Consider the following 17309-nt stretch of genomic DNA (forward strand, 5'->3'; position numbering starts at 1 on the left):
AAAAATAAGTACAGGTCTCTGTCATCTATCATACAAACAAACGCCCGGGAAGGAAACTAAACCCTTTTCACCAATAGGCATACCTGTTCTTGAAGACGGGTACAAGAAGCGGGAAAGGAAGGAGAGGGAACCGATGCTGTATCAACATTTCGCAAGGCCTTCCGGCTGGATGGGGAAGCTTGCCGGACGTTTTATGGAAAAAGAAAATGAAAAGCTGAACGCGTGGACACTATCGTTTCTGGATCTGCAGAAAGGAGAGGAAGTTCTTGAAATCGGATGTGGAGCAGGAGAAGCGTTAGAGCAGGCATCCAGAATCCAGGGACTCCACCTTTACGCCTTGGATCCATCCGAGGTGATGGTCGAAACGGTGCTGCATAAATGGCGGAGCTTCAATAATGCTGCGCAGGTGGGTGTCATTCACGGGCAGGCTGAAGACCTGGTCCATTTCCACCGTGCGATGGATAAAGTCTATGCCGTTAACAATGTCACCTTCTGGGAAGATCCGGAAGAGATACTCGCCCATTTGTATACAAACATGAACCAAAACGGAAGAATAGCCTTAACGCTCCGTCCTCACGAAGAGGGGGCGGGAGATGATACCACACATATCCTCGGAGGCCAGATGAAGGCGATGCTGGTGCAGGCAGGGTTCCGGGACGTCTGCATCCATATCCGTCCTGAGAAGCCGAATAAAGCGGTCTGTGTCACCGGGATGGTGTGATAGGATAGAGGGAAAAGGGGGGATGGTTGTGAAGTTGAAGAAAGAACAACAGGAATACATGGCTGAACGTATTAAAGAGTGGTTTGAGCTTGAACGTGGGGAGGTCATTGGCGATTTGGCGGCCGATCAATGGGTTCATCAGATGGCAGAGGAAATGGGGCCTTTCTTTTATAACAAAGGAGTGGAGGATGCCCGACGGATGGTGGAACAGAAGGTCATGAATGTAGATGAAGACCTGCGCTCCCTTGAGCGTCCTGCCGGCCGTCCGAAGCGGCGGTAAAAAAACACCGCTTCAGGAAGCTGAAGCGGTGATGTTTTCCTCATCGGCATGTGGGGGAGTCGTTTCCGGTTCCTTCTGCCATTGAAACTGCTGGATTTGTTCATTCAATTGGCCGATCATCGTTTCCAACTGTTCACTTTCCAATAGCAGCTGCTGGAAGGCGGACTGCTGCTCCACCGTAGAAGCCGAGATTTCCTCGGTTCCTGCTGCGGTCTGCTGGATGACACTGCTTACGTTTTCAAAAGCCGCATGAACATCTGTGCTCTGGTGACGGGACTGATCGAGTCCCTGTACGAGGGCTTCGAGGTGCTGGTCGATCGTATGGACATACGTACTGATCTGGTCAAAGGCGGCTTTTGATGCAGACACAGACGTGTTCTGCTGCTCTGTCACCTGGACAGTTTCTGTCATTTCCCGGCGGATCGTATCCACGCCGCTCCGGATTTGTGACACCATATCGGAGATGTCTGCTGTTGCAGCGGTGGATTGATCGGCCAATTTGCGCACTTCCTCTGCGACAACGGCAAATCCTTTTCCATGCTCTCCTGCACGTGCAGCTTCAATGGCTGCATTCAGGGCAAGCAGGTTGGTCTGGCTGGCGATATCGTTCACAAGGTGTACGGTCGATTCAATTTGATCAGTGTACTGGATGAATTGGTGCACCGATGTTTCGACTTTTGCTAAAGAAGCCGTATTTTGATCCATCAAGGTCCGCTGATTCATCAGACTGTTCTGTCCTTCCTCAACAGAATGAAGGGCTTGTGTACTGATTTCCCTGGATTCTTGTCCGTCATGACGGTTCTTCGCAAAGCGGTCGTCCAGATCCTCCATCAATACAGCGGCATCCTGAACGTCGTTGGAGATCGACTGGCTACCCTGAGCCAGTTCATCCGTTGAATGAGCCACCTGGCTGGATATTTCCGAAAGGCCGTTCATTTCCTGATTCAACCTGGAACTGAACGTTTTGACGCTCTGTCCGATTTCGTCTACGGACTGAACCGTTTCCTGAAGATTCTCCACCATGACACGGAAGGATTGGGTCAGTTGTCCGATTTCATCGTTTTTCTTCGGATCGTCTTCGATGTTCACTGTCAAGTTCCCTCCGGCCACATCAGCAGCCTGGGCGGCCAGCTGGCGGACGGGGCGGGCGATATGTGCGGTCAGGCGGAAGGTGGAGTACAAGGTGCCGATAATTAAGATAACGGCCGCAATGATGGTGAACAGAATCAACTGACCGATCGTCTGTTGCTGTGCCTCCATTTTGTTTTCATACCATGCCTGTGATTCCCGCTGAAGCATGTACACATCATTGATTAACCCGGCTGTCCGTGATGCCTGCCGCTGAATCTCATTCGTGTCATCGGTATTCAATGCTTCCGTGGCCAGGCTCTCCCAATCGTTGAATTTCGCCTGGGCCTTGTCAAACCACTGCCGCTGTGTATCGGTGACAATGAGCGGCTCCACCGTCTGAAACAGCTGCCTCGTCTGCTCCACCTGGGTGAAGGCTTCCTGCTTGGAAGCTTCGGAAGGGTTGTAGCCATATGTCGTCAAGGCCTGTTCTACACGAACGAGCTGTCCGTGAAGCTCCTTACCATCAAGGAGCACCTGAATATCTTCATTCGTAGAGCGCTGCAATCCGATCATTTGAAACACAATCACACCGATTAAAATAATACACAACACCAGAGGCAGCAAAGTCATGACAAATAGTCTGCGGCTGATACTCATTTGTTTTCCTCCTCGTTCTACTGCCCCATAGCTTTTTGGAGCGTTTTCTCTTCCTGATCGTTTAAATCGATCAGGCGGATAGGGGCAAGTCCCACACCGTTTTCCTCAAGCCCGAGTGTACGGGCGCTGCCGTCCAGCTTTTCTCCTTCAGACAACTGTTCCATCACACCATATAAGGCGACATTGACGTTTTTAAGCATGGACGTCACGACGGATTCTTCCGCCGTATAAAATTGATCACTATCCACTCCGAAAGCGTAGATGTCCTGTTTTTCAGCTTCCTTCAGCACACCAATACCTGTAAAGCCGGCAGCTGGAAAAATATAATCGGCGTCCTGATCGATCATCTCCGCCGCAAGAGAAGCGCCTTTGTGGTCATCATCAAAGGTATCCGCATAGCTGACCAATATTTCGGCGTCGGGAGCGGCTTCCAGAACTCCTTTTGTGAATCCCTCTTCAAACCGGTTTACGACAGGAATGTTTTCTCCACCAATGAATCCTACGACACCACTTTTGGATTTCATGCCGGCAATGAAACCGATCAGGTAGCTTCCTTCATCTTCCTTAAAAGTGATGGATGATACATTGGGCTGATCAGAAATGGCATCAATCAAAACGAAATCCTGGTCAGGGAATTCGGCGGCCAGCTGATCGACGGCCGGCTGTGAGTTATACCCGAGACCGATAATGACATCGTGCCCCTGTTCAATCAGATCGCGGGCATGAGCTTCATAATTCTGGTCAAAAGGTTCACGGTAATCAAACGTTATATTCAACTCATCGCGGGCCTGCTCAAGGCCCTGAAAAGCGGAGTCACTGAAAGAATCATCTCCGAGACCGCTTTCAGTGACAAGCAGACCTGCACTGATTCCAGACTCCTCCGTTCCTTCAGCAGAACCACTGCTGCAGCCGGATATAAGAAAACTAAACAGAAATAGGACGATAAATAAGGTCGAACGCTTCAACTATTTCACTCCTCTGTATAAAATCCGCTGACATCATTTCCTTCGTTATGAAAGAGATGTCTGACAACTATATACATCGGCACATGCAGAGTGGAAATCAATAGGAATTGGAGAAAAGCATAAAAAAAACCACTACGACCTCAGGTCATAGTGGTGGACGTGGACAGTTCAAAAGCGCCGGCCAGCAGTTCGTAGGATTTCAGCCGCTCCTCAAATGGAGTGACAATCGTATTGACGATGATTTCATCTACCTGGTAAAGGGAAGCCAGTTCCTCAATTTCTTCCTTCACCCGCTCGATCGATCCGACAATCATCCTTTTACGGTTATCGGCGATGCGCTCCTCTTCAAAGACCGTGTAGGAGTGGGAAAGAGCTTCTTCCGGTGTAGGGAAGTGGGTGCGCCTTCCGCCTTTTTCAATTTGAAGAAGGGCAAGATCCAGGCTTGATGCTAAATACTCGGCGCGCTGATCCGTTTCTGCACATACGACGAAAACAGAAACATTGGCGTCCGGTTCGGTCTGCTGCAGCGAAGGGGTGAAATGGTTGAAATAACGCTCCATCGCTCTTGTGCCGCCCCGGCCATTAATGAAGTGGGCAAAGGAATACGAAGCTCCCAGCTCTCCGGCCACCCGCGCGCTCGTCCCGCTGGAACCGAGCATCCATACCGGTGGTGCAGTTTCGCCTGTCGGTGTCGCCTGTATCCCCATTCCGTGCGGGTCGTGCCCATGCAGATAAGCGATCAGTTCTTCAACCTGTGCAGGATAGCCTTCCACATTGGGGACGTTCCCTTTATTCAAGGCAAGGTTGATGTTCGGCAGGCCTCCGGGTGCCCGGCCGACCCCCAGATCAATCCGGTCCGGATGAAGGGTCTCAAGAACACGGAAGGATTCAGCTACTTTAAACGGGCTGTAATGCGGCAGAAGCACGCCTCCGCTGCCGATTCGTATGGTGTCTGTATGAGCAGCCAGGTGAGCGGCGAGGATTTCCGGTGAAGACCCCGCAAGGCTGCCGGTGCTGTGATGTTCGGATACCCAGAACCTGTGATACCCGAGCTGGTCGGTCCATTTTGCTAATTCGGTTGTTTGTCTTAATGCTTCCTGTGGGTCTGTCCCAGCTAAAACAGGGGACTGATCCAATACACTTAATTTCATTGTGGGCCCCCTTTAAAGTCAACGGTTTATTTATCTTTTATCGTCCCATGGACACGTAAAAGATGCAATACATATGGCTTGGAATGTGTGGGATATGGACCGGCTGCCAAAGCGTCTTGACCGGTTCCTTGAAGCAGTAAAAAACACGGGGATTTTCTACAAGCAGAAGACGGCCGCGGGCGGCCGTCTTCTTTGTATGACTACCTCGATAAAAGTCCGAGAAGTCCGTAATTGAGCATCGTTGACTGATCCAGTTCCATCAGGTCTTTGACAGGAAGGTCCTCCGCCTGCATAGAGGTCAGAAAAACAGAGGCGTTACGGAATTCGTCCTTCGGTGCAACGGCCATCCACTCCCCGTCCTCGAGGCCGGATACGACTTGGACAAGTCCGTCCTCCTTCATGCCGGTTGTCACTTCCCGGCGTTCCAGGATGCCCTCTTCATTCATGATCCAGGCGTACAGATTTTCTTCCGTCGTCAAGGCAGCGTCCAGGGCAGCGACGGCTTGCGGTGCTTCCGCTGTGATCACCTGCATCTCCGCATGGTAGCCGGGAAGAAGCTGTTCATCCGCATCTTCCAGTGTCACGATGAATGGATACCGGCTCTTCCCGCCGAGGTCTGTCTGTTCCGGGAATTCGTCCACCCGGGTTACCGTTCCGGTCGTTTCCAGTTCAAGCTCGGGTACAAAGATCTCAACGGTTAAGTTTTCTTCCACCTGTGTCCGGTCTTCTTCCTGGATTTCGCCTTCCAATACGAGATTGGCAGACTTCATCGTAAGGATAGGAGCGTTGAGTTCTTCATCGATATCGGTGACGGTTCCTGAAAACTGGCTGGTGACTGTAATCTGTTCTCCCGTTTCCTGGAGCTGGTCCAGCTGGTCTTCCGCCATTTCAAGCAGCCCCTGCTGTTTGGAAAGTTCGGCCTGCTGTCTGGCAAGTTCCTCCTCTTTGAGATACTCCGCTTCTATAGAGGAATCCGGGGAAGAAGAGCTTTCTTCCCCGGAGGCATCCCTGTCTTCTCCGAAAAAGGAAGAAGTGGAACGGTTTGTTGGAGATGAGGGATCAGGGATATCATAGGCATCCAGTTGATCGATATAGTCCTCGACGGCTGTTATTTCTTCCTGAATGCGCTGCACTTCTCCTTGGAGACGGGATTCCTCTGCAGCGTAGTCTTCAACCTGATAGGTATAAAGGTCATCGCCTTCCTGCACCTTGTCCCCCTCGCTTACGAGGAACTGCTGGAAGGAACCATCTGCGCCGTCAAAGTAAACCGGGACAGATTCCTGCGATGTGAAGACGCCTTTGGTTTCCACTCTTTCAAAGAGGTCATATGTAACCGCCTGTGACCATGTATGGAGATAGGATTTCCGGTCCACTCTGTCATCTTCGTCCAAATAAATCAACAGGGCATTCGTCGTAATGAAAGCGATGATCAACAATCCGGTCATTCTTCCTTTAATGTTAATTTTCTTCATAATATGTCCACCTGCGGCTTTCCTACCTTATTAAATAAAGAAGATACAAATCGTAATAGGCAAGGGCGGAGGTTCCAGCCCACAGCAATAGATGCCAGAAAATGACGCCGGTCCAGATCCAGCCGATTTTTGTTCTGGACAGCCGGGAAAGGCATTTGACCTGGTACCAGATGATAAACAGCTGGAAAAGGGATATGGAACCGAAAAAATAAATGACCCACTCCAGGGAAGTGAAGTAGGAGGCTGCAACACCAAAGGAAAGAGGTGATACATACCAGTCGATTCCTGCATAGACCATCAACGGCACCCAGGTTACACGCTCAAGAAGCATAACGAGCAGGACGTTCATTTGTAGAATGATCAGCTTTTTGTAGGATACATGATTGAATAACCAGTAAAAAAACGAAGAGATAAATAAAAGGAATAAAAAAAACAGCAGCCCGTAAACAGCTCTGCCGATCAGGAACCATGCTTTTCTCAGTTCATAATCAGTCCGGGTCAATTCTGTCATATTAGCGGAAATCGCATCGGTACCCAGGCCGAGCCAGGCCGTCCAGACAAAGGTGAGTAAAGTGAGAGCGAGTAAAAAGAATAATAGATTCCAGACGTTTTTCAATTTTTCTGCTTCATTCAGCTTGAACAAATGATCATCACGGCGGATAAACAGTTTGATCAAGTGGACCGAGTAAGTCATACACTTCATCCTTTACCAGTGAAAAATAGCATTCTCTGTATCATTTTAACGGAAAATGTCATGGGTTGCTATCCATTGCTGAGAATCTTTGGGAAAAGATGGAGAACAAAGCAGTACTCATTCAAATTTTTCTGCAGAAAAATAAAAAACCCGGCGTCAAGCCGCCGGGCTGTTGATCAAGACGGGGCCGTTTCGTAATTGGATGCCCCGCGTTTCGGTTTGAAGAAAAGGGATCGGTCTCTGTAAAGAAAGATTATGGATAAAATAAACGCCAGAAGATCGGCCGCCGGGAAGGCAAGCCATACACCAGTGACACCGAAGAAATTCGGGAGGATCAGTACCAGCGGAATCAGGAACAGCACCTGGCGGGCCATAGACAGGATCATCGCCGGTTTGGCCATGCCGAGCGCCTGGTAAAGACCACCGCTGACGACTTGTGCGCCGATCAGGACAGCAAAGGCAAACATAATCCGGATGGCGTGAGCCCCGGTTTCGATCGTTGCCTGATCTCCTGTGAAAATCATCATCAATGCATTCGGGAAAGCCATCATGAGAACGAAAATACCGGCAGAAATGATGGTGACGACTTTCATTCCGAGCTTGACGGTTTCCTTTAGACGTTCATAGTTCTGGGCCCCGTAGTTGTAGCCGATGATCGGCTGCATACCTTGGAGGACACCGATCATCGGCATGATGGTGAACATGGCCAGCTTCTGGACGATTCCGAAGACCCCGACTTCGAATTCGCCTCCGAACTTGATAAGCATCAAGTTGATAGCGATCATCATTGCGCTCCCAGCCACCTGACGGATAAACGCCGGCATACCGATGGTGATGATTTCCTTGATGATCTTCGTCTGAAGCTTCAAGGCGGCTCTCCTGACTGTCAGGGAAGATTTTCCTTTAAGGAAATAGTTCAGAACAACAATCGATACCGTCGCCTGTGAAATGACCGTCGCTATGGAAGCCCCTTGTACGCCCATGTCGAGTCCGAAGATGAAGATGGGGTCAAGAATGATGTTCAGAACCGCAGGTATGATCATCGTGATCATGGCAAACCTGGAATTCCCCTCAGAACGGATGATGTTGTTTGTCGCGAAGGCGAAGGAGAAGAACAGGGAACCGACCATGATCGGGAATAAATAATCCTTCGCATACGGCATGATGTTATCTGTAGCTCCGAAAATGGTAAGGAGCGGCTCTAAAAAGGTGAAAGCGCCGATGAAGCCGACGCTGCTTATTAAGACAATCATAATCAGGACGTTTCCGAAAACAAGATCCGCTTCGTCTTTTTTATCTGCTCCGAGCCTTCGTGATATAACGGAAGCACCACCAATACCGACGGCTGCTGCAATGGCCATAATGATCATCATAACCGGGAAACCGATGCTTACACCCGATACTCCGAGAATTCCGACACCGCGTGCGATGAACAATGTATCAATGACGTTGTACAGCGCCATAACAAACATTCCGATCATCGCCGGAATGGACAAATTGGCCAACAGCTTTGGTATAGGCTGGGTACCTAAACGCTGACTTTGTTCTTTCATTCGTTTTCTCTCCCTGCTGTTTGTGACTTTATGCGTTCCTGGGTTCTTTTCAACCAGGATGTCATGATCTGCTGTTCCTCTTGAGAGAGGTCAGCGAAAGCTTCTGTTTCAATTGCCTTAATGGTTGTGACGATCATTTCGTGGAGTTCCATGCCGGCTTCTGTCAGAGTGATCAGTTTTGTGCGCTTATCCTCTTCACTCGGCCGTTTTGATATTCGTTCATATTTAAGGAGAGACTCCACAACGCCGTTCATAGAGGAAGGCTTGATATGCAGCCGCTTCTGGAGTTCCACCTGTGGCTGCTCGCCTTCTCTGGCTAAAATGTGGATGACTTTGCCTTGGGCATGGGTCAATCCATATTCCCCGAGCCGTTCGTTATATACGTTTCTTAGAAAATGGGAAACCATATGAATCTGATATCCCAGTGATTCATCCAATTGTTTCTTCATAATTACTTAGCCCCCTAAACAAAATATAGTATAAAACAAAGAAGGCTATTCGTAAACCCATCTGCTTTGGTGGATGGGTGCGGCTTGTTCTAACAGAGAAGCCGCCAGGTGCAAGACGAAGTGGTGTACAATGGAAGATATGGAGGAATAAAGAGTAACACAGCAGGGTTGCCGATGAGGTTTTCCTGAATTCCTCTATGGAAAAAACAGCTTCATCATTTTTTCTGATCCTTGCCCAAAAGAGGAACCCAGTGGTTTTCCCGAATAGAGAATGTCCCGCCTATTTACTTAGATGCCGAAAGGATTTGCTTGGAGGTCGTAGGATGAAAATAGAGGAAATCGTTTCAAAGGTCCGCTTTTCGTCAATTATGTAAGGAGGAAGGAAGGGATACTATGCCGCGATTTGAAACCGGGATACTTCTATATAACGGAAATAAAGAAGAAAATGAAATCACACCTGCACTCAGCCAGGTGCTTCCTGAGGTCAGTAAAGAGGTCAAAGATCTGCGTGTAATTCAGACGGCTTCGCTGGAAGAACTTCGGGACGTCTGCAGGACGTACGGTCCAGAAACCGATGTCTTCCTAATCCTTGGGGGAGACGGGACAATTCATGAATGCATCAACAGCATGGCGGAACTGGAAAAGCGGCCGGTGATCGGGGTGCTTCCCGCCGGAACGTGCAATGATTTCAGCCGTGTCCTTGATATTCCGCAGCGGCTGGATCAGGCGGCTGCCTCCATTATGAAGGGGGAGGCACTGCAGGTGGATGCCGGCAAAACAGAAGATACGTATTTCATCAACTTCTGGGGCATCGGCCTCGTCGCCCAGACATCGTTCAACATCGATGAAAACCAGAAAAACCGTTTAGGGGTGCTCAGTTATTTCATCAGTGCATTGAAAACAGTGAACCGATCCGAACCTTTTCGTTTTTCATTGACCGTCGATGGGGAAAAACTGGAGGGGGAAGCGGTGATGATCCTTGTTATGAACGGGCAGTTCATCGGTACCCGGAAAGTTCCGATGTCATCGCTCGACCTGCAGGACGGGAAGTTTGATGTGCTGATTGTCAAAAATTCCAGCCTGGCTGTATTCAGAGAGTGGCTGGCAATGGGAAGGGAACGCTCTGTCGATCAAAAGTTCCAGGACCTCAGCTATCGTCAGGGACAGCATATTACCATTGAGACGGAAACGGATGAAGAAGTAGATATGGACGGCGAAATTAAAACAGAGACACCTGCACAAATCGATGTGCTGCCGGCCCATTTCACTTTTTTAGGAGGCGGCCCGAACGCCCTTCGAACGACAACTGATCTATAAAAGTCTTCAAGCTTATCCGTCCGTGCCTGATTGACAGTGCGAAAATGTTAAACTTATACTATCTTTATCTTTTAAAAAGGATGGGCGAACCGGATGAACGAACATGAATTGTACTTGAAAAAGAAACAAGATCCATCATTGAAGCTGTTTGTCGTCTTATCTAAGGCGCAGCGGGCCATCGGTGATTTAGTGAAGGACGATATTCAGCGTTATGAATTAAACCCGACGGAATTCGGTGTACTGGAGCTGCTATACCATCAGGGGGATCAGCCGCTGCAGAAAATCGGCGAGAAGATCCTTCTTGCCAGTGGCAGCATTACGTATGTGGTAGACAAGCTTGAAAAGAAAGGGTTTTTGAAGCGTGTCCCATGCCCGACAGACCGCCGGATTACGTATGCGTCGATTACGGAAGAGGGCAGGAAACTGCTTCACGGCATCTTTCCGGATCACTGGCAGCAGATTGAATCTATTATGAGCGGCCTGACAGATGAGGAGAAAACAACGGCGATTGACCTGCTGAAGAAACTCGGGAAAAATGCCGGTCATCAAAAAGAGTAGCCAATTTTCAGACAATCCGTTATGATAGACGTAAGACTAAAGACAAAGGGGGTATAAAGATGTTACAGATGCATGCGCTTGATTATCAACTGAACTATCTGCGTCGTGCAATTATTCACATTTCACCTGTCAACGGGACACGTATGTCCAAAAATGACATCTGAATAGGAATCTGTAATGTCTCATACCTGATTGAATATGCATGAACAAAAGTCAGAGGCAACGGGACCTCTGGCTTTTTTTGTGCTTTTAAAATGTCTTTAGGAGGAACGGAAATTGATCATAACCCTTAAACATATCTATAAAATTATGGGCGGCGAAGTGTTATTCGAAGACTTGAACATGGAAATCAAAGAACACCAGCGTGTTGGTCTTGTCGGAAGGAACGGAAGCGGGAAGTCAACATTGTTCCGGATCTTAACGAAGGAAGAGCCGATTGATGGAGGCGATGTGTTTATCCAGAAAAGAAAAACCATCGGATATTTGACTCAGATGCCGTCCCATTGGACGGGAACCGGCCGGGAATATCTACGCTCGGCCTTTCAAGAGCTTCAGGACATGGAAGCAGAGATGCAAGAGCTGGAACAGAAGATGAGGATTCCGCAACATATGGAGAAAGCTGTAGAACGATACGGATTCCTGCAGGAGCGGTTTGCAGACCGAGGGGGCTACGAAATGGAGTCATCCATCCGTCAGGTCGCCCACGGATTAAAGGTCCACCACCTGCTCGATCAGTCCTTTACCACGTTGAGCGGTGGGGAAAGGACGAAGCTTGGTCTGGCGAAGCTGCTGTTGGAAAAGCCGGATGTGCTGCTGCTGGATGAGCCGACCAACCACCTGGATGTCAAAGGGGTCGAGTGGCTGGAAGAGTTTCTCCAGCAATATCCCGGCACACTCTGCATCATTTCTCACGACCGCTTTTTTCTCGACCGGGTCGTTACGGATATGTATGACCTTGATGCTGGTAATATAGAAGCCTATAAAGGAAATTACACAACCTTTGAAAAGAAGAAGGAAGAAAAGCTGCTGGTCGAGTTTCACCATTATGAAGAACAGCAGAAGAAGATCAAGAAAATGAGGGATGCCATCCGCCGGTTGAGGCAGTGGGCCAACGAGGCCTCTCCTCCCAGTGAGAAGTTATTTAAAAAAGCGAAAAGCATGGAGCGGGCGCTGGAACGTATGGAGAAAATCAATAAACCGGTCATGGATCCAAAACGGATGAAGCTTTCCCTTGATTCAGAAGACCGGACAGGGAAGGATGTCTTCATCGTGGAAAACGGCGGGAAGTCCTATGGGAATTCCACGATTCTTCAGGGCTTCAACTTGCACGTCCGTTATCAGGACCGTCTGGCTCTCGTCGGGACGAATGGGAGTGGCAAGTCGACACTTCTTCGTCTGCTTCTTGAGGAAGAACAGCTGGATGAGGGTACGATGAAACGTGCACCTGGGATGAAGGTGGGCTATCTTCCTCAACATCCGCTGCAGGAGGCTGATCAAGAGCAGAGGCTGATTGATTATTACCGCGCATCTATTCGTGTAACCGAAGGAGAGGCAAGGCGTCAGCTGGCAGGGTTTCTTTTTTACGGCTATGATGTCTTCCGGAAGATCCGCCATTTGAGCGGCGGGGAACAAATGCGCCTGAAACTGGCCATCTTCATGCAGCAGGACCTGCACGTGCTGCTCCTGGATGAACCGACCAACCACTTGGATATTGAATCCCAGGAGGTTTTGGAAGAAGCGCTGGACCGCTTCTCCGGAACGGTGATCGGTGTGTCCCATGACCGCCATTTTCTGAACCGGTGCTTTCCGGAAACCATGTATCTGGCAAATGGAAAAGGGTATCGATGTTCAGGATCGTATGAAGATACGAAGCACCACTGGCCGGAGGAAAGAAAAGAGGAAGCGGAAAAGAAGGCGGCCCTTGAACCTGTGGAAGAACCCGCATCCCTGGAAGACCGGATTACGGATCTCGAAGAAGAGGCCGCTCGTTTGGAAGAAGAATGGGCGGTGGCTTCGCTTTCAGAGTCGCGCAGGCTGGAACAGGAAAAACAAGAGCTTGATGAAAGACTGGAAGCATTGTATGAGAGCTGGCTGGCCGAAGCAGGAGAATGAGAAAAACGGGAGGGCAGATAACCCCTCCCGTTTCTTTTTGTGGAATTTTCCATTGAAACATCCTTACAGAATGGAGACATGCTTAGCTGGGTTGTTTTTATGCTCTTCATAATAATGAATGAGCGGCTGTGTATAGTAGAAGAGGTCCGGACAGTAGAGACCGGAAGACGCCAGGTCGTTTTCTGCCTGGGCTGAATCATAATCGGCGGCGGTTTCAAAGTAGTCGAGCGCCTCTTTTTGAATGCCCAGCTTTCGGCGGATGTGTTTCAGTTTTAACGGTGGACGGGCAGCCGGGAGCGGCACCGTCAGATGAGGCTGTTTATCGGCATACAGATACGCGAAATGATGATAAATGTCCTTTGCTGTATAGGGGTGGGGATCTGTCAGGTGGTAGGTCTTACCTTCCGCGTCCGGCAGGTGGGTGAGAACGTTGGCTGCCTGGACCACATAATCGTGGGGGACGAGGTTCACCCGGGCCTGACCTTTTCCAAAATAAGGGACAACAGGGAGGGACTTCAGTGCATGCAGGAGATTCAAGATAAAGTAAGGGCCGTCGAATTTCGCTGTCGATCCTGTCCGCGTATGACCGACGACGATGCCGGGCCGGACAATGGTGAGGGGCAGACGATGCTGATACTCCTGTACCAGCTTTTCTGCTTCGTATTTCGTATATTCGTAATGGTTTTTGAAGCCGTCTCCATGCTTCAGCTCATGCTCGTAGACGGTTCCCTGCCTTTTTCCGGATACATAAGCCGTACTGAAATAAAGACAGCGGTTCAATCGCTGGCAGCCTTGCAGAAAACGGAGCACTTCGCGTGTTCCCTGAACGTTTACTTGAAGGGCAGGCGCCAGCGGAACGGCCAGATCATATAAGGCAGCCAGATGATAAAAGTGGGTGAGGTTCTGTTTCAGCTCCTCGGCTGTCGAAATGTCGAGCCCGAGATCTTTCTTTGTAATGTCTCCGGTTATCAGTGTAATACGGCCGCCCTCCACAGCAGGGTCCTCCAGACAGTCATGCAGCCGCATTCGTGCTTCCTTTTCCATATGAGGAAGGTGAAGAAGATAAACATGATCCACCTTCCGTGTGCGGAACAGATCTTTCAGCAGCTCAGCCGCCAGAAACCCGGGAAAGCCAGTACATACATACGTAAAAGCCATAAAACTGCCTCCTCCATCTTGTTTTTACCTCCATTCGGGATGGTGGAGGTGAATTCCTTTTTTCCTATGTAAAAAGGGGGATTAATAAGTGGGAATACGTGGTAAACATAGATGAGGAATAGACGTTTAAACTAAAATGATCAGGGAAAAATCTGTAGAACGTTTATTGAACCGGCATGAGGAGGGGAGTCATGGGAAACCAGAATGTTGTTGTGTACACCAGTCGCGATTGTGCCTCTTGTAACCAGGTCATGGATTTATTAGATGAGTGGAATGTAGATTTTGAGGAACGGAACGTATCGGAAAACCGCACCTATTTTAAGGAGCTTCAGGGGAAGGGTGTCTACGGGACCCCGGCCACCTTTGTCGATGATCACCGTGTTTTAGGGTTTCAGAAACGCAAGCTCCAGCAGGTGCTGGGGTTGAGGGAAGACCTATATGCTCAAACGGACTCATTCAACTTTTCATAAATAAAGGAAACAAGTGATGAGAGTCACTTGTTTTTTTATCGTGTCGGGTACTGGATGATTGCGTCTCACTCTTTTCCTGCCTCTGTCATAGGCTGAAGTAAATACGTTAAAGGTGGCACAGTCATGTACCCATATTATTCCTACCCTTATTACGAAAACTGGTACCGGTATCCGGCTCCTCCTGTGTACAGCCAGGATACCTACCCGCAGACCTATTATCAGGGGAACGCCTTCTACCCATATCAGGGAGGTGCATCCTACGGCTTTCCTTATTACCAGGTGAATAGTACCCCTTACTCCGGTTATACTGAAACCGGGAATGAAGGCGGCTCCACCTCTTTCCAACCCGCAGCAGCAGGGAAGAGTGTGATCGGCTATTTTCAAAATGAGGAAGGTCAATTTGACTTTGATAAAATGATGAATACGACCGGTCAGGTGATGAAGACCGTTCAACAAGTCAGTCCGATTGTCAAAGGCATCGGTACTTTTGTGAAAGGGATCAAATAGACGCGCTGCTGATGTCAGCGCGTTTTCTTTCTTCCATATTGGAAAAACTGCAGGATGCGGAGGAAAAAGTTATGAGTATTGGATGTTTGTGCATTCACGGATATACAGGAAGCCCGGAGGAAGTGCAGCCGCTCGTGGATTTTCTTGAAGCGAGAACCGAATGGGAAATCGCCAACCCGACCCTGCCCGGCCATGGGGAGGATCTGGATCTTGAAGGGCATTATTATCAGGAGTGGATTGCAGCAGCTGAACTGGCGCTGTTGGATTTGATGAAACGTCACGATGAAGTGTATATCGTCGGATTCTCCATGGGTGGCATGATTGCAGCTTATTTGACGGCCAAATACCGGATCGACCGGCTTGTGCTTCTCTCAGCCGCCGGCAAATATGTGAGCCTTCCGCAGATGGCGAAGGATGTTCTGGAGATGGCTGGAGATGCGTGGAATGGTGCGCTGGCCGACAATGATCTGTTCCGCCGCTATCAGAAAAAAATGCGCGATACGTATGTATTTTCAACCATTGAATTTATGAAATGTGTTCAATTTACCCGCCCTTATTTAAGGGAAGTGACGTGCCCTGTCCTGATTATCCAGGGAGAGCTGGACGGCATGGTTCCCAAAGCCGCAGCGGTTTATTTAGAGGAGGAAATTCCGTCTACAGAAAAAGAAGTGGTCTTTTTGAAGCAGTCGAAGCATCTTATCTGCCACGGAGATGATAAAGACGAACTGTTTGACAGAGTGCTCGAGTTCATCGGCAGCGCTCAGCAGGAGGGGGTAACTTGAATAACCGAACAGACGGATCACCCTTTTATTATGGATGGGTGATCGTTTTTATTGCCGGTCTGAGTGTGTTTTTCTCCGGGCCCGGGCAGACGTATTCCATTTCTATTTTCATTGATTATTACATAGATGATTTTGATTATACCCGCTCGCTTGTCTCTGGCATTTATTCCGGTGCTACGCTTGCGGCCGGATTCCTATTGTTTATGATGGGGCGGCTGATTGACCGTTTCGGACAGCGGGCGATGATGGTCGCCGTCGGAATGTGCCTCGCCCTTGCGCTGTTCTGGAATGCCTTTTTAGCGGGTCCTGTCATGATGTTCATCGGTTTTTTCCTGATCCGCCTCTTTGGACAGGGGTCGATGACATTGATCCCGAATACCCTTGTTCCGCAGTGGTTCATCCGGAAAAGGGGGCGGGCGCTCAGTGTGATGGCCATCGGGGGTTTCGCAAGCTCTGCACTACTGCCGCCATTGAACACGTGGCTGATTGAAGCGTTCGGCTGGCGAATGACCTGGGGAATCTGGGGAACCGCTCTGCTGGTGATATTCGTGCCGCTTGCTTTTTACCTCGTGAGAAACCGTCCGGAAGATATAGGGGAAGTGCCTGATGGGGGCCGTAAACCGGCAGACGGGCACGAGATCAACAATCTGAATGCCGAAGTGAATGAAAAAAGCTGGACATTAAAAGAAGCAATGGCTGCGAGAGCTTTCTGGTTCATTTTGTTTTGTGTGACGGTTCCTGCTCTCGTCAACACAGCGATCACGTTCCATATGGTTTCCATTATGGAACTGCGCAGCCTTGACGCTGGAGTAGCAGCAATGGTGTTGACGCTTATGGCCGTTGTCGGGTTTCCGGTTACTTTTATTAGTGGCTGGCTTGTCGACCGCTTCCAAGTGCATTACATATTGGCTGTTACATTTTTCGGACATATCTGTACGCTGCTGCTGCTTCTTGTGACGGATTCCTGGGCTGCCGCTGTCGGTTTTGGCTGTTTATGGGGAGTGGTGAATGGATTTGAGCGGATTGTATTGAACATCGTATGGCCGAATTATTTCGGGCGTGCCCACCTCGGGAGCATTAAGGGGCTTGCCCAAACGGTGATGGTCGTTGGATCTGCTCTCGGGCCGCTTCCTTTCGGTATTTTTTATGACTGGCTCGGGGGCTATCAGGAAATCATCGTGCTTACCGTTTTGTTTCCAGTCACCGCGACAGTTCTGGCACTGCTTTCCCCGCAGCCTGATTATGAAACCTATCATGGATAAACAAACTCCTTAGGCTAAGGCCTAAGGAGTTTGTTGGCTGTAGAAAAAGCCTGTGTTAACCAGTGAGAGTTGTCCATTTGTCGTGGGAAGGGTCACTTTCCGCTTATCGGTGGATGAATGCCGCGGGCAT

At 49.4% G+C, this 17309-nt stretch carries 17 protein-coding genes; 9 read left to right on the forward strand and 8 right to left on the reverse strand.

Going from position 1 to position 17309, the window contains the following annotated elements:
* Positions 1-133: 133 nt before the first annotated feature.
* On the forward strand, positions 134-721 hold the full coding sequence (locus ACXAJH_RS18220) for a class I SAM-dependent methyltransferase (protein WP_474990881.1): 588 nt from the start codon (positions 134-136) through the stop codon (positions 719-721).
* Positions 722-743: 22 nt separating this feature from the next.
* A complete protein-coding gene (locus ACXAJH_RS18225) occupies positions 744-1001 on the forward strand; it encodes a DUF2164 domain-containing protein (protein WP_206935767.1) in 258 nt (85 codons plus the stop codon).
* Between the two features lie 12 nt (positions 1002-1013).
* Here the strand turns inward: ACXAJH_RS18225 and ACXAJH_RS18230 are convergent, their stop codons facing one another.
* The 7 genes from ACXAJH_RS18230 to ACXAJH_RS18260 form a co-directional block, all read right to left on the reverse strand.
* Positions 1014-2729: a methyl-accepting chemotaxis protein gene (locus tag ACXAJH_RS18230; RefSeq protein ID WP_474994882.1), complete on the reverse strand. Its 1716-nt coding sequence runs from the start codon at positions 2727-2729 to the stop codon at positions 1014-1016.
* Positions 2730-2746: 17 nt separating this feature from the next.
* Positions 2747-3694: a BMP family lipoprotein gene (locus tag ACXAJH_RS18235; RefSeq protein ID WP_474994884.1), complete on the reverse strand. Its 948-nt coding sequence runs from the start codon at positions 3692-3694 to the stop codon at positions 2747-2749.
* A 140-nt stretch (positions 3695-3834) separates the two neighbouring features.
* Entirely contained in the window at positions 3835-4845 is a 1011-nt protein-coding gene (locus tag ACXAJH_RS18240) for an LLM class flavin-dependent oxidoreductase (protein ID WP_474967174.1), read from the reverse strand.
* A gap of 200 nt (positions 4846-5045) precedes the next feature.
* A complete protein-coding gene (locus ACXAJH_RS18245; protein ID WP_474994886.1) occupies positions 5046-6317 on the reverse strand; it encodes an efflux RND transporter periplasmic adaptor subunit in 1272 nt (423 codons plus the stop codon).
* Positions 6318-6339: 22 nt separating this feature from the next.
* A complete protein-coding gene (locus tag ACXAJH_RS18250; protein WP_474990889.1) occupies positions 6340-7011 on the reverse strand; it encodes a hypothetical protein in 672 nt (223 codons plus the stop codon).
* A 176-nt stretch (positions 7012-7187) separates the two neighbouring features.
* Complete coding sequence (locus tag ACXAJH_RS18255; protein WP_474994887.1) at positions 7188-8564, reverse strand: MATE family efflux transporter; 1377 nt, start codon at positions 8562-8564, stop codon at positions 7188-7190.
* Positions 8561-9013: a MarR family winged helix-turn-helix transcriptional regulator gene (locus ACXAJH_RS18260; protein ID WP_474967177.1), complete on the reverse strand. Its 453-nt coding sequence runs from the start codon at positions 9011-9013 to the stop codon at positions 8561-8563. Before ACXAJH_RS18260 ends, ACXAJH_RS18255 begins: the two co-directional genes overlap by 4 nt.
* Before the next feature lie 393 nt (positions 9014-9406).
* On the opposite strand from ACXAJH_RS18260, the gene ACXAJH_RS18265 reads away from it, so the two are divergent.
* From ACXAJH_RS18265 to abc-f, 3 genes are all read left to right on the forward strand, one after another.
* Complete coding sequence (locus ACXAJH_RS18265) at positions 9407-10330, forward strand: YegS/Rv2252/BmrU family lipid kinase (protein WP_474967178.1); 924 nt, start codon at positions 9407-9409, stop codon at positions 10328-10330.
* Positions 10331-10423: 93 nt separating this feature from the next.
* Complete coding sequence (locus tag ACXAJH_RS18270) at positions 10424-10888, forward strand: MarR family winged helix-turn-helix transcriptional regulator (protein ID WP_474967179.1); 465 nt, start codon at positions 10424-10426, stop codon at positions 10886-10888.
* Between the two features lie 276 nt (positions 10889-11164).
* Complete coding sequence (gene abc-f / locus ACXAJH_RS18275; protein WP_474967180.1) at positions 11165-13000, forward strand: ribosomal protection-like ABC-F family protein; 1836 nt, start codon at positions 11165-11167, stop codon at positions 12998-13000.
* Positions 13001-13063: 63 nt separating this feature from the next.
* Here the strand turns inward: abc-f and ACXAJH_RS18280 are convergent, their stop codons facing one another.
* Positions 13064-14158, reverse strand: coding sequence for an SDR family oxidoreductase (locus tag ACXAJH_RS18280; RefSeq protein ID WP_474994889.1), 1095 nt, complete (start codon positions 14156-14158; stop codon positions 13064-13066).
* 191 nt (positions 14159-14349) lie between these two features.
* Here ACXAJH_RS18280 and ACXAJH_RS18285 point away from each other — a divergent pair, with 191 nt between their 5' ends.
* From ACXAJH_RS18285 to ACXAJH_RS18300, 4 genes are all read left to right on the forward strand, one after another.
* Positions 14350-14628, forward strand: a complete 279-nt coding sequence (locus tag ACXAJH_RS18285; RefSeq protein ID WP_027956800.1) for a glutaredoxin family protein — start codon at positions 14350-14352, stop codon at positions 14626-14628.
* 123 nt (positions 14629-14751) lie between these two features.
* Positions 14752-15135: a YppG family protein gene (locus ACXAJH_RS18290; protein ID WP_474967182.1), complete on the forward strand. Its 384-nt coding sequence runs from the start codon at positions 14752-14754 to the stop codon at positions 15133-15135.
* Between the two features lie 71 nt (positions 15136-15206).
* On the forward strand, positions 15207-15917 hold the full coding sequence (locus ACXAJH_RS18295; protein ID WP_474967183.1) for an alpha/beta hydrolase: 711 nt from the start codon (positions 15207-15209) through the stop codon (positions 15915-15917).
* The gene (locus ACXAJH_RS18300) at positions 15914-17179 is read left to right on the forward strand and encodes an MFS transporter (RefSeq protein ID WP_474967184.1); all 1266 of its coding nucleotides are present in this window, start codon (positions 15914-15916) and stop codon (positions 17177-17179) included. The genes ACXAJH_RS18295 and ACXAJH_RS18300 overlap by 4 nt, the downstream gene beginning before the upstream one ends.
* Positions 17180-17309: the final 130 nt, after the last annotated feature.

The organism is Halobacillus sp. ABD4_316 (assembly GCF_056161385.1).

What these genes read in the sequence shown, in the direction of transcription:
- ACXAJH_RS18220 (WP_474990881.1), top strand. Translation starts at nt 134, where the DNA reads ATGCTGTATCAACATTTCGCAAGGCCTTCCGGCTGGATGGGGAAGCTT.
- ACXAJH_RS18225 (WP_206935767.1), top strand. Translation starts at nt 744, where the DNA reads ATGGTTGTGAAGTTGAAGAAAGAACAACAGGAATACATGGCTGAACGT.
- ACXAJH_RS18290 (WP_474967182.1), top strand. Translation starts at nt 14,752, where the DNA reads ATGTACCCATATTATTCCTACCCTTATTACGAAAACTGGTACCGGTAT.
- ACXAJH_RS18230 (WP_474994882.1), bottom strand. Translation starts at nt 2,729, where the DNA reads ATGAGTATCAGCCGCAGACTATTTGTCATGACTTTGCTGCCTCTGGTG.
- ACXAJH_RS18240 (WP_474967174.1), bottom strand. Translation starts at nt 4,845, where the DNA reads ATGAAATTAAGTGTATTGGATCAGTCCCCTGTTTTAGCTGGGACAGAC.
- ACXAJH_RS18270 (WP_474967179.1), top strand. Translation starts at nt 10,424, where the DNA reads ATGAACGAACATGAATTGTACTTGAAAAAGAAACAAGATCCATCATTG.
- ACXAJH_RS18255 (WP_474994887.1), bottom strand. Translation starts at nt 8,564, where the DNA reads ATGAAAGAACAAAGTCAGCGTTTAGGTACCCAGCCTATACCAAAGCTG.
- ACXAJH_RS18250 (WP_474990889.1), bottom strand. Translation starts at nt 7,011, where the DNA reads ATGACTTACTCGGTCCACTTGATCAAACTGTTTATCCGCCGTGATGAT.
- ACXAJH_RS18295 (WP_474967183.1), top strand. Translation starts at nt 15,207, where the DNA reads ATGAGTATTGGATGTTTGTGCATTCACGGATATACAGGAAGCCCGGAG.
- ACXAJH_RS18265 (WP_474967178.1), top strand. Translation starts at nt 9,407, where the DNA reads ATGCCGCGATTTGAAACCGGGATACTTCTATATAACGGAAATAAAGAA.
- ACXAJH_RS18245 (WP_474994886.1), bottom strand. Translation starts at nt 6,317, where the DNA reads ATGAAGAAAATTAACATTAAAGGAAGAATGACCGGATTGTTGATCATC.
- ACXAJH_RS18285 (WP_027956800.1), top strand. Translation starts at nt 14,350, where the DNA reads ATGGGAAACCAGAATGTTGTTGTGTACACCAGTCGCGATTGTGCCTCT.
- ACXAJH_RS18260 (WP_474967177.1), bottom strand. Translation starts at nt 9,013, where the DNA reads ATGAAGAAACAATTGGATGAATCACTGGGATATCAGATTCATATGGTT.
- ACXAJH_RS18280 (WP_474994889.1), bottom strand. Translation starts at nt 14,158, where the DNA reads ATGGCTTTTACGTATGTATGTACTGGCTTTCCCGGGTTTCTGGCGGCT.